The following is a 12,792-nucleotide window of genomic DNA, read 5'->3' on the forward strand; positions in this document are numbered from 1 at the left end:
AAAAAAGAATTGGGAGAATTAGTGAAAGGTGCTAGGAAGATAAAGTCTGAAAAGATAGGTAAACTATATACTCAGAAAATGTTAGCAAGTGACTTAAATAAATCACAAAGCTATATTGGGGATATAGAGTCCGGCAGAACATATCCTAGTTTTGTACTTTTAACTCAAATTGCTGATGCATGTGGAGTTTCAATAAGTTTCTTCCAAGATGAAAATTTAAAATATAAATATAGAAAAATTTATTAAATCCAGATTGAATAAGGAAAAGGATGAAGATGTATCCCATATAGTGGACCACATGAAAAGTGATCCTGAGTTAGATATGGATTATATTCATGATTACTTAAAAAATAATTCAGAGGGTAGGAGTAATTTTCAAGGTAATTTATTTAAGACTCCAGAAGAAGTAAGTTTTTTGAATCAACCTGTAATAGCAAGCTTTTTAGGAGTGAATATAACTAAACTTAGTGATAAGGATATGTCTGAGTTTATAGATGATTGTCTAAAACAAATAAAGCTTATTAGCTACAAATATAGAAAATAGTAGTTTTTCTAAAGTTAAAAATCAGTTAATTATAACTGTTTTTATAAAATCATAAAGGAGAGGTTTCTCATGACAGGAGGAGTAAGAAAAAGGGGCAGTGTCTGGTATTATTATTTTGAAGTTGGAGCAATTGGCGGTAAGAGAAAGAGAATAGAAAGGAGGGGAGGAAAAACAAAAAAGGAAGCACAAACAGCTCTAGCAGAAGCTATTGTTAAATTCAATACGGGGTATGTAGAACCTAAGAAAGAAACCGTAGGGGATTACTTAAATAATTGGCTAGAAAATCATATCAAGGAGAATAGAAAAATAAGTACCTACCACCGTTATCGTGAATTTATAAGAAATAATATCAATCCTAATATCGGAAACATAATGTTAAAAGATATAAAGCCTATTCATATTGAAAATATGATTTTAACTGCAAAAAGAAAAAAACTCAGCGGTACTACATTACAGTCCTTATACGGAGTAATTAATTCTGCTTTTAATAAAGCGGTAAAACTGCAGGTAATTAATAATAACCCTTGTAAATACATAGATAGACCTAAAAGAGATAAGTTTGTTGCAAGTGTTTTAACTGTTGAGGAATTTAACACTATAATAGACTCCTTAGACGAAACTATTTACTATGACTATGCATTTAAATTAGGTCTAAATATTGTAATAGAACTTGGCTTAAGACGTGGAGAACTTGGAGGTCTAGAGTGGGAGAACGTAGATTTTAACAATCACTGCATTAACATAAAGAATAATTTAACTTATTCTAATGGAAGAGTAATGATAGGAACCACTAAAACAGATGAAAGTGAAAGAACCTTATATATTTCGGATAATCTAATTAGGATATTAAAAGAACATAAAAAGATTCAAAACAAAAACAAGGTCAAATATGGACCAGACTATATTGATAATGTGTTTAACGGTAAAAAGTTTGATTTTATCATGACATGGGAAAATGGTCACTATGTTCATCCAAATTATTATACTTCAAAATTTAGAAAGATACTAAATAGTATGGAATTTGAAAAGAGTATAAGATTTCATGACTTGAGGCACACAAATGCAAGTCTTTTATTAGAACAGGGAGTAGATTTTAAAGTTATTCAGACACGATTAGGACACTCTGATATAAACACAACTCTTAACATTTACTCCCACATAAATTTAAAAATGCAGCAGAATGCTACTGAGAAATTAGCTGCTGTTTTGAGCGGTGGCAAACCGGTGGCAAAAAATAAAAATAGCCACTGAAAAGTCAGTGGATATCTCATGCGACTAAGTCTATAAGCCGAGTTTTGTATTTGACAATCATCTATCTAGGCCTACTGTTACCAGTAGGCTCAAGCGACACTAACGGGAAGTGGAACGGGCCGCCCCTTGATACTTCCCAATCTTGCTCCAGGTGGGGTTTACATAGCCGCAAAGTCGCCAATGCGCTGGTGAGCTCTTACCTCGCCTTTCCACCCTTACCGAAACTAGCCGGCGGTATATCTCTGTTGCACTTTCCTTCAGGTTACCCTGACTGGGTATTACCCAGCACCCTGCCCTATGGAGCTCGGACTTTCCTCTCCTGTGTTTCCACAGCAGCGATTGTCTGGCTTACTCGCGAATATTATAATACCACGTCTTATATCGAATTACAAACAGTATTTAATTCTAGGCATACATGATTATGGTATTATTTCTATTTCACATTTATCCGATGACTACCCGCTCTAGTACTCCCATCTTCTTCAAAGTGTACGTTGCGAGCGGCTACATCCCTGGATTCGTTCAACTAAGAATCAGGTGGAGTTGGAACTCCATCTGATTCAAGTTTCACTTCATAAAAAGTAATAGGAGGCTGGGTTCTGTGGAGAAAGATTGGTATGGTATTAATAGTAGAGAAACATTATGATATGCTAATATACAAGGAAGGTTAGAGATTTTTGCAATTGACCTATGTGGAGGTTGTAAGACATTTTTATTAAAATATTAATTATTATTAAATTAAGAAGGTGGATTTTATGTTATTGATCGATGGAATTACCGGGTTTTCAAATGATAAAGTGATATCTACAGCAGTAAATAAATATGAATTTAAAAAAATTTGCTTTCAAATCAGCAATATTTCTAAAGTTTAAGATCGAAGATTTGACTTTAAACTAGATGGAAAGAGTTTTTATTTTGCTAAAATTAAATTCAGTAGTGATACTATATTTATTTTGATTAATGCCTACTATCCTATTATTGCTTTTGCTTCACAAATTAATCTATTTAATAACTGGGATTAATTAAAGGCTTTAGGGGTAGTGATTACTACTGAGCCAATGAAAACTAAGTCAGGTGTACCACTATATGAATTATTGAGTATGTAGAAGAATAACAGAGCATTAATAGTATATTCTATTATAAAGAGTGATACTATTAGTTTATCATATACACACACATGATAAGATACTACTTGTCGCTTTGAGAGGCGGTAAAGACGAACAGAGATAGCTGTTCAGTCAGTTGCACTCAGCGATTAAGTACGTTAGTTAAGTTGGTAACAAATTACTGATTGACGAATTGATACAAGAATGATAAGATGTAAATCCGGCCGCAATTACCGATTAGGTACATCAGTTAACTGGTAACAAATTACTAGTTGACGGGCTGAGGTAAGCGTGGTAAGATATAAATCCATCGCAAATCAGCGATAACTTAGTGAGAATAAACTGGTAGTAAATTACTAGTTGACAAACTAATATGAAGATGATAGGATATAAATCCAGTCGTAAATAAGCGACATGATCCTTGAAAATTAAACAGAGGTTAAAAGTCAAAATGACTTTTATTAAATAAACTAAACCAGCAATTCTTTAACTACTATAATATAGTAGTGAGTAAAAACAGTAATGAGCATTCAAACTTTTAAATTGAGAGTTTGATCCTGGCTCAGGACGAACGCTGGCGGCGTGCCTAACACATGCAAGTTGAGCGATGAAGCCCTTCGGGGTGGATTAGCGGCGGACGGGTGAGTAACACGTGGGTAACCTGCCTCAAAGAGGGGGATAGCCTCCCGAAAGGGAGATTAATACCGCATAACATTAGTTTTTCGCATGAAGAACTAATTAAAGGAGTAATCCGCTTTGAGATGGACCCGCGGCGCATTAGCTAGTTGGTGAGGTAAAGGCTCACCAAGGCGACGATGCGTAGCCGACCTGAGAGGGTGATCGGCCACATTGGAACTGAGACACGGTCCAGACTCCTACGGGAGGCAGCAGTGGGGAATATTGCACAATGGGCGAAAGCCTGATGCAGCAACGCCGCGTGAGTGATGAAGGCCTTCGGGTTGTAAAGCTCTGTCTTTTGGGACGATAATGACGGTACCAAAGGAGGAAGCCACGGCTAACTACGTGCCAGCAGCCGCGGTAATACGTAGGTGGCGAGCGTTGTCCGGATTTACTGGGCGTAAAGGATGCGTAGGCGGATATTTAAGTGAGATGTGAAATACCCGAGCTTAACTTGGGTGCTGCATTTCAAACTGGATATCTAGAGTGCGGGAGAGGAGAATGGAATTCCTAGTGTAGCGGTGAAATGCGTAGAGATTAGGAAGAACACCAGTGGCGAAGGCGATTCTCTGGACCGTAACTGACGCTGAGGCATGAAAGCGTGGGTAGCAAACAGGATTAGATACCCTGGTAGTCCACGCCGTAAACGATGAGTACTAGGTGTAGGAGGGTCCAACCTTCTGTGCCGCAGTTAACACAATAAGTACTCCGCCTGGGAAGTACGATCGCAAGATTAAAACTCAAAGGAATTGACGGGGGCCCGCACAAGCAGCGGAGCATGTGGTTTAATTCGAAGCAACGCGAAGAACCTTACCTGGACTTGACATCCCCTGAATAGTGCAGAGATGCATGAAGCCCTTCGGGGCAGGGAGACAGGTGGTGCATGGTTGTCGTCAGCTCGTGTCGTGAGATGTTAGGTTAAGTCCTGCAACGAGCGCAACCCCTATCATTAGTTGCTACCATTAAGTTGAGCACTCTAGTGAGACTGCCCGGGTTAACCGGGAGGAAGGTGGGGATGACGTCAAATCATCATGCCCCTTATGTCCAGGGCTACACACGTGCTACAATGGTAGGTACAGAGAGATGCAAGACCGCGAGGTGGAGCAAAACTCAAAAACCTATCCCAGTTCGGATTGTAGGCTGCAACTCGCCTACATGAAGCCGGAGTTGCTAGTAATCGCGAATCAGAATGTCGCGGTGAATACGTTCCCGGGCCTTGTACACACCGCCCGTCACACCATGAGAGCTGGCAACACCCGAAGTCCGTGAGGTAACCTGTAAAGGGGCCAGCGGCCGAAGGTGGGGTTAGTGATTGGGGTGAAGTCGTAACAAGGTAGCCGTAGGAGAACCTGCGGCTGGATCACCTCCTTTCTAAGGATAATACAGACAGGTAATGCTGTCTGAAAGACTGGTTTAGCCTCTGTTTAATCTTGAGGGATTATTTACTAGTTGATTTTAACTAATCAATGTAGTATGATGTATCTCCAATTGTTCTTTGAAAATTGCACAGTGAAGAAACGTTAAACAACGCAATTGTTTAACAAAATAAAAGTAAAGCTAAAGGTAAATTACTTATACGAAAGTATATTTAACACCTTTGTAGATTTTATTGAACTAAAACCAGAAAATTGATAGAAGCGAGCAGTTCAAGGAAGGACACGAGTGAAGAGCGGAGTTTACTTATGGTAAATGAGTATCTGAACGAGAGGCCTGACGCAGAAATGTGTTGTAAATATTGATTTTAAGGTGAAAGTAGAAAATTGATAGTAACGAGCAATTCGAGGAGAGGCTTGAATGAGGAGCAGAGTTTACTGACTGGTAAATGAGCACCGCAATGAAAGACTTGACGAAGAAGTGCGAAGTTAATAGCAATTTTCGGTATAGGTCAAGCTACAAAGGGCGCATGGTGAATGCCTTGGCACCAGAAGCCGAAGAAGGACGCGATAAGCTGCGATAAGCTTTGGGTAGGCGCAAATAGCCAGTGATCCAGAGATTTCCGAATGGGGCAACCCACATTACTAACGTAATGTACTATAAACTGAATTCATAGGTTTATAGAGGTATACCCGGGGAACTGAAACATCTAAGTACCCGGAGGAAGAGAAAGAAAAATCGATTTTCTAAGTAGCGGCGAGCGAAAGGGAAAGAGCCCAAACCAGGAACTTGTTCCTGGGGTTGCGGATAGACCATAAATACTGCGATTTTTTAACTGAAGAGAGCTGGAAGGCTCCGCCGTAGAAGGTAAAAGCCCTGTAAGTGAAAAGGAAGAGCAGTCAGGTCTAATCCAGAGTACCACGAGACACGTGAAACCTTGTGGGAAGCAGGGAGGACCACCTCCCAAGGCTAAATACTAACTGGTGACCGATAGTGAAGCAGTACCGTGAGGGAAAGGTGAAAAGAACCCCGGAAGGGGAGTGAAATAGAACCTGAAACCGTGTGTCCACAATCAGTCGAAGCACTTTTATGTGCGACGGCGTGCTTTTTGTAGAACGAGCCAGCGAGTTACGATGTGTAGCAAGGTTAAATACTTAAGGTATGGAGCCGAAGGGAAACCGAGTCTGAATAGGGCGAAAAGTTGCATGTCGTAGACCCGAAACCGGGTGACCTATCCATGGACAGGTTGAAGCGGAAGTAAAATTCCGTGGAGGACCGAACCACGTTGGTGTTGAAAAACCATGGGATGAGCTGTGGATAGCGGAGAAATTCCAATCGAACTCGGAGATAGCTGGTTCTCCTCGAAATAGCTTTAGGGCTAGCGTTTTGAATGAGTAATGGAGGTAGAGCACTGAATGGGCTAGGGGCTGACAACAGTTACTGAACCCTATCAAACTCCGAATGCCATATACTTGAATCAAAGCAGTCAGACTACGAATGATAAGATCCGTGGTCAAAAGGGAAACAGCCCAGACCATCAGCTAAGGTCCCAAAGTGTAAGTTAAGTGGAAAAGGATGTGGGATTTCTAAGACAACTAGGATGTTGGCTTAGAAGCAGCCACTCATTTAAAGAGTGCGTAATAGCTCACTAGTCGAGAGATCCTGCGCCGAAGATGTTCGGGGCTAAAACTTACCACCGAAGCTATGGATTGATACGTAAGTATCAGTGGTAGAGGAGCTTCCTGTATGGATTGAAGTCGTACCGAAAGGAGCGGTGGACTGTACAGGAGTGAGTATGCTGGCATAAGTAGCGAGAAATAAGTGAGAATCTTATTGGTCGAAAACCTAAGGTTTCCTGAGGAAGGCTCGTCCGCTCAGGGTTAGTCGGGGCCTAAGCCGAGGCCGAAAGGCGTAGGTGATGGACAATCGGTTGATATTCCGATACCGCCAACTGACGTTATTACAAATGGGATGACGCAGGAGGATAAGATGTGCGCACTATTGGATGTGCGTCTAAGCATCTAGACAGACTAGACAGGCAAATCCGTTTAGTCAATGTTGAGGTGTGATGGGGAGCCCTTATGGGCGAAGTATCTGATTCCACGCTGCCAAGAAAAGTCTCTATGGAGGATGTTGGCGCCCGTACCGCAAACCGACACAGGTAGGTGAGGAGAGAATCCTAAGACCAGCGGAAGAATTGTTGTCAAGGAACTCGGCAAATTGACCCCGTAACTTCGGGAGAAGGGGTGCCTACGCAAGTAGGTCGCAGAGAATAGGCCCAAGCAACTGTTTAGCAAAAACACAGGTCTCTGCTAAAGCGAAAGCTGAAGTATAGGGGCTGACGCCTGCCCGGTGCTGGAAGGTTAAGGGGAATACTTAGCGCAAGCGAAGGTATGAACTTAAGCCCCAGTAAACGGCGGCCGTAACTATAACGGTCCTAAGGTAGCGAAATTCCTTGTCGGGTAAGTTCCGACCCGCACGAATGGCGTAATGATTTGGGCACTGTCTCGACAACAAATCCGGCGAAATTGTATTGCGAGTGAAGATGCTCGCTACCCGCGATTGGACGGAAAGACCCCGTAGAGCTTTACTGTAGCTTAGCATTGAATTTCGGTATTGTCTGTACAGGATAGGTGGGAGACTGAGAAACAAGGGCGTCAGCCTTTGTGGAGTCAACCTTGGGATACCACCCTGACAGTACTGGGATTCTAACCGGCGGCCATGAAACTGGTCACGGGACACAGCTCGGTGGGCAGTTTGACTGGGGCGGTCGCCTCCAAAAAAGTAACGGAGGCGCCCAAAGGTTCCCTCAGAACGGTTGGAAATCGTTCGAAGAGTGCAAAGGCAGAAGGGAGCCTGACTGCGACACAAACAAGTGGAGCAGGGACGAAAGTCGGGCTTAGTGATCCGGTGGTTCCTCGTGGGAGGGCCATCGCTCAACGGATAAAAGCTACCTCGGGGATAACAGGCTGATCTCCCCCAAGAGTCCACATCGACGGGGAGGTTTGGCACCTCGATGTCGGCTCGTCGCATCCTGGGGCTGAAGTAGGTCCCAAGGGTTGGGCTGTTCGCCCATTAAAGCGGCACGCGAGCTGGGTTCAGAACGTCGTGAGACAGTTCGGTCCCTATCCGTCGCGGGCGTAGGAAATTTGAGAGGAGCTGTCCTTAGTACGAGAGGACCGGGATGGACTGACCTCTGGTGCACCAGTTGTTCCGCCAGGAGCACAGCTGGGTAGCTATGTCAGGACGGGATAAACGCTGAAAGCATCTAAGCGTGAAGCCCACCTCAAGATAAGATTTCCCATAGCATAAGCTAGTAAGACCCCTTGAAGAACACAAGGTTGATAGGTTAGAGGTGTAAGCATGGTAACATGTTCAGCTGACTAATACTAATAGGTCGAGGGCTTGACCAAAAAATAGTTAACAGTGTAGAGTTGAGAATTAAGAGTTAATGATGATTTTCACTAGCGTGAAAATCTAAAATTTAAATTAATTAAGCTCCACATAAAAAAGCTATACTTATCACTGTGCAATTTTCAGAGAATAATATTCTCATAAGAGTTAATAATTTATTGTGTATAAAGTTATTAGTTAGTATAATTATCGTTTTTTCGACGATAGGAGAAAAAATAACCATAACTATTAATTCTTAACTCTCAACTAAATAAATCTGGTGATTATGACGTAAAGGTAACACCCGTTCCCATTCCGAACACGAAGGTTAAGCTTTACAGTGCTGATGGTACTGCACGGGAGACTGTGTGGAAGAGTAGGTCGTCGCCAGGTAATTAGCAGAAGAGCACTAGGTATAATATCTAGTGTTTTTTTATTTGTTCAAATAAATAGGTAACATACCCATTCCCAACAGGTCGGTTAAGCTTTACAGTGCTGATGGTACTGCACGGGAGACTGTGTGGAAGAGTAAGTCGTCGACAGGTAATTGAAAATCGCTAAGTTACTTAGCGATTTTTGTTTTTTGTATTTCATTAAAAGGCTTATATTTTACTTATTCCTTTAGGAATAGAACAACGTAACTATTATAAACACAAGAGGATATTTTTTATAGGATTAGGAAAACTAATTTTATAAAAGAATTAGAGGGAGGTGATAGCGTGAAACATATCACAGCTTTACTTATAAAATTTGTTATGACAGCAATTGTTTTAGAGATTGTTCTTTATATGTTAACTGAATTAAGGTTTACCTCTATACTATACATAGCTGCTGCTGTTACGATACTTGCATATATTATAGGTGACCTATTAATACTCCGTGCAACTAATAATACCGTGGCTACTATTGCGGATGTTGGATTGGCACTAGCCACCATATATATGTTCAATTTTCTATGGAATGCTACAACAATATCTTTTACAAATGCGCTAATATGCGCTGTTGTTATAGGTGTAGGAGAATTGTTCTTCCATAAATACGTATCTAATAATGTTTTAGAGAAAAGTAAAGAATAATAGATTAAAAAGGTGATATCAAAGAAAGGCTTATAAGATTTACTTAAAAGCCTCTCTCGCTTTAATATAAGAACATAAAGTTATTAATTTAAACTGGTCCACAAAAAAGGTACTTACTCATAAAAACATCTTATTATAGAGTAAATCAAATAAGTTATGTATATTAGACACTTCTAAGCTGATTCCAAATTACTCTCTTTTTTAGGATTGATGAAAAATACAAATACAATATTATTACTTTAGGTCTGTTTTTTCACTTGAAAAAGTTATAGAAGTAATGTGAACTAAAGTAATCCCTAGTAGGAAATTGAGTCATAATATAACTTGTAGTATGCTTATTAAAGTTAATCTAATTCATTTTAAGTATTGTATTTGTATTAAAAAACATTATACATTTAAATAGGCCATTTAATTTATAATGCTAAATCATTATTAAAAATAAAATTATTTTCCTAAACTCAGTGCCATATCTGTTGCTTTCATATCAACCTTAAACTGCTCTTGCGGATTGTAAGCATGATAATATCCATTATCCATCATATAGTTTGTTATTCTTTCATGCATACTTATAGCATCATTTAATTGTCTTGTTAAAGTATTTCTAACTTCTGGAGAAGCTGTTTCAGAAAGTGCTGCTGCATAATTTTTTATGCCGGATTTTGCTGCAATTAAAAAATCAGTAGCGATAACTTGGTCATTCATTTTATCCATTCCAGTGATTCCTTCTAATATAGCATTCATCATTACGCCTTCCTTCTTAAATTTGATATGTTACATTGTGCTACCTGCCATACTTGATTGCTCCATGAGACTTCTTAATTCTTTAATATGACTTTGAGTTGTAGTAATGTCCTGTTGTAGAATTGACTTCAATCTTTCATCAGAGACTAATGCTGACATTGTAGTTGATTTTGTTAAGCATACATTTTTAAATGTTAATAATTCGTGAAGTTCAAAAGATTCATGTGGGGCAATTCCTTGTTGTGCCAAAATATCACCTCCTTTTAGATACAAATATATTGTTCTCAAAAAGAAATAAAAAATACCATGTTAAAAATATTAGAATTTTAGGATAATACTCTCATAGATAAAGAAGGTATAAAGAAAAGTTAACTTGGCTATAATTATACAAGAGTACACACTCATTCCCCCAAATAAAATATGAAAAGGATACGGAGGTCATTATAAACTTACTATCGTATTCTTTTTTTATTTTGCGAAGATATTCTAGAGTATTTAATATTAAAAATCTACTTGTTGAGTTAGATAAGGAAAAACTTAGGAGGTAGTAATTACTACTGAGACACTGAAAACTAAGTCAGGCGTGTCGTTATGTGAATTGTTGAGTATATATAAGAATAATAGAGTATTAATAGTATATTCCATTATAAGGAGGGACAATGTTGATTTATCACATCCACATACATGATAAGATACTACTTGTCGCTTCGAGAGGCGGCAAAGACGAGTAGAAATAGCTGCTCGATCAGTTGCACTCAGCGATAACTTAGTAGAAACAAACTGGTGATAAGTTACCGGTTGACAAGCTAAGATAAAGATGATAAGATATAAATCCAGTCGCAAATAAGCGACATGATCCTTGAAAATTAAACAGAGGTTAAAAGTCAAATGACTTTTATTAAATAAACTAAACCAGCAATTCTTTAACTACTATATATTAGTAGTGAGTAAAACAGTAATGAGCATTCAAACTTTTAAATTGAGAGTTTGATCCTGGCTCAGGACGAACGCTGGCGGCGTGCCTAACACATGCAAGTCGAGCGATGAAGCCCTTCGGGGTGGATTAGCGGCGGACGGGTGAGTAACACGTGGGTAACCTGCCTCAAAGAGGGGGATAGCCTCCCGAAAGGGAGATTAATACCGCATAACATTAGTTTTTCGCATGAAGAACTAATTAAAGGAGTAATCCGCTTTGAGATGGACCCGCGGCGCATTAGCTAGTTGGTGAGGTAAAGGCTCACCAAGGCGACGATGCGTAGCCGACCTGAGAGGGTGATCGGCCACATTGGAACTGAGACACGGTCCAGACTCCTACGGGAGGCAGCAGTGGGGAATATTGCACAATGGGCGAAAGCCTGATGCAGCAACGCCGCGTGAGTGATGAAGGCCTTCGGGTTGTAAAGCTCTGTCTTTTGGGACGATAATGACGGTACCAAAGGAGGAAGCCACGGCTAACTACGTGCCAGCAGCCGCGGTAATACGTAGGTGGCGAGCGTTGTCCGGATTTACTGGGCGTAAAGGATGCGTAGGCGGATATTTAAGTGAGATGTGAAATACCCGAGCTTAACTTGGGTGCTGCATTTCAAACTGGATATCTAGAGTGCGGGAGAGGAGAATGGAATTCCTAGTGTAGCGGTGAAATGCGTAGAGATTAGGAAGAACACCAGTGGCGAAGGCGATTCTCTGGACCGTAACTGACGCTGAGGCATGAAAGCGTGGGTAGCAAACAGGATTAGATACCCTGGTAGTCCACGCCGTAAACGATGAGTACTAGGTGTAGGAGGGTCCAACCTTCTGTGCCGCAGTTAACACAATAAGTACTCCGCCTGGGAAGTACGATCGCAAGATTAAAACTCAAAGGAATTGACGGGGGCCCGCACAAGCAGCGGAGCATGTGGTTTAATTCGAAGCAACGCGAAGAACCTTACCTGGACTTGACATCCCCTGAATAGTGCAGAGATGCATGAAGCCCTTCGGGGCAGGGAGACAGGTGGTGCATGGTTGTCGTCAGCTCGTGTCGTGAGATGTTAGGTTAAGTCCTGCAACGAGCGCAACCCCTATCATTAGTTGCTACCATTAAGTTGAGCACTCTAGTGAGACTGCCCGGGTTAACCGGGAGGAAGGTGGGGATGACGTCAAATCATCATGCCCCTTATGTCCAGGGCTACACACGTGCTACAATGGTAGGTACAGAGAGATGCAAGACCGCGAGGTGGAGCAAAACTCAAAAACCTATCCCAGTTCGGATTGTAGGCTGCAACTCGCCTACATGAAGCCGGAGTTGCTAGTAATCGCGAATCAGAATGTCGCGGTGAATACGTTCCCGGGCCTTGTACACACCGCCCGTCACACCATGAGAGCTGGCAACACCCGAAGTCCGTGAGGTAACCTGTAAAGGGGCCAGCGGCCGAAGGTGGGGTTAGTGATTGGGGTGAAGTCGTAACAAGGTAGCCGTAGGAGAACCTGCGGCTGGATCACCTCCTTTCTAAGGATAATACAGACAGGTAATGCTGTCTGAAAGACTGGTTTAGCCTCTGTTTAATTTTGAAGGATTAAAACCTTCAAATTGTTCTTTGAAAATTGCACAGTGAATTAGTTAAACAACGCAATTGTTTAACATAAAAAAGTA

The 12,792-nt window shown here is 41.0% G+C and carries 6 protein-coding genes, 4 rRNA genes and 1 other RNA gene; 8 read left to right on the plus strand and 3 right to left on the minus strand.

The window, feature by feature from the left end; genetic code table 11:
* The 3 genes from CLMAG_RS33520 to CLMAG_RS07580 form a co-directional block, all read left to right on the plus strand.
* A partial coding sequence (locus tag CLMAG_RS33520) for a helix-turn-helix domain-containing protein (protein ID WP_242872964.1) occupies positions 1–246 on the plus strand: 246 nt, incomplete at its 5' end.
* A 7-nt stretch (positions 247–253) separates the two neighbouring features.
* Positions 254–544: a hypothetical protein gene (locus CLMAG_RS33525; protein WP_242872965.1), complete on the plus strand. Its 291-nt coding sequence runs from the start codon at positions 254–256 to the stop codon at positions 542–544.
* A gap of 69 nt (positions 545–613) precedes the next feature.
* Positions 614–1,795: a site-specific integrase gene (locus CLMAG_RS07580; protein ID WP_066620494.1), complete on the plus strand. Its 1,182-nt coding sequence runs from the start codon at positions 614–616 to the stop codon at positions 1,793–1,795.
* Between the two features lie 17 nt (positions 1,796–1,812).
* Here the strand turns inward: CLMAG_RS07580 and rnpB are convergent.
* Positions 1,813–2,150, minus strand: an RNA gene (gene rnpB / locus CLMAG_RS07585) — RNase P RNA component class A.
* Positions 2,151–3,440: 1,290 nt separating this feature from the next.
* On the opposite strand from rnpB, the gene CLMAG_RS07590 reads away from it, so the two are divergent.
* The 4 genes from CLMAG_RS07590 (at position 3,441) to CLMAG_RS07605 (ending at position 9,422) form a co-directional block, all read left to right on the plus strand.
* A 16S ribosomal RNA gene (locus tag CLMAG_RS07590) occupies positions 3,441–4,950 on the plus strand.
* A 512-nt stretch (positions 4,951–5,462) separates the two neighbouring features.
* Positions 5,463–8,366 (plus strand): 23S ribosomal RNA (locus CLMAG_RS07595).
* A 256-nt stretch (positions 8,367–8,622) separates the two neighbouring features.
* A 5S ribosomal RNA gene (gene rrf / locus CLMAG_RS07600) occupies positions 8,623–8,739 on the plus strand.
* The 16S, 23S and 5S rRNA genes sit together here, the layout of an rRNA operon.
* 326 nt (positions 8,740–9,065) lie before the next feature.
* Positions 9,066–9,422: a DUF2512 family protein gene (locus CLMAG_RS07605; protein ID WP_066620500.1), complete on the plus strand. Its 357-nt coding sequence runs from the start codon at positions 9,066–9,068 to the stop codon at positions 9,420–9,422.
* Between the two features lie 444 nt (positions 9,423–9,866).
* Here CLMAG_RS07605 and CLMAG_RS07610 read toward each other — a convergent pair whose 3' ends face one another.
* Both CLMAG_RS07610 and CLMAG_RS07615 read right to left on the minus strand, forming a co-directional pair.
* The gene (locus tag CLMAG_RS07610; protein ID WP_066620502.1) at positions 9,867–10,163 is read right to left on the minus strand and encodes a spore coat protein; all 297 of its coding nucleotides are present in this window, start codon (positions 10,161–10,163) and stop codon (positions 9,867–9,869) included.
* Between the two features lie 30 nt (positions 10,164–10,193).
* On the minus strand, positions 10,194–10,412 hold the full coding sequence (locus CLMAG_RS07615) for a spore coat protein (protein WP_066620504.1): 219 nt from the start codon (positions 10,410–10,412) through the stop codon (positions 10,194–10,196).
* A 726-nt stretch (positions 10,413–11,138) separates the two neighbouring features.
* Here CLMAG_RS07615 and CLMAG_RS07620 point away from each other — a divergent pair.
* Positions 11,139–12,648: ribosomal RNA gene (locus CLMAG_RS07620) — 16S ribosomal RNA — on the plus strand.
* The last annotated feature ends 144 nt before the right edge of the window (positions 12,649–12,792 follow it).

The organism is Clostridium magnum DSM 2767 (assembly GCF_001623875.1).
GTDB lineage: Bacteria > Bacillota > Clostridia > Clostridiales > Clostridiaceae > Clostridium_AM > Clostridium_AM magnum.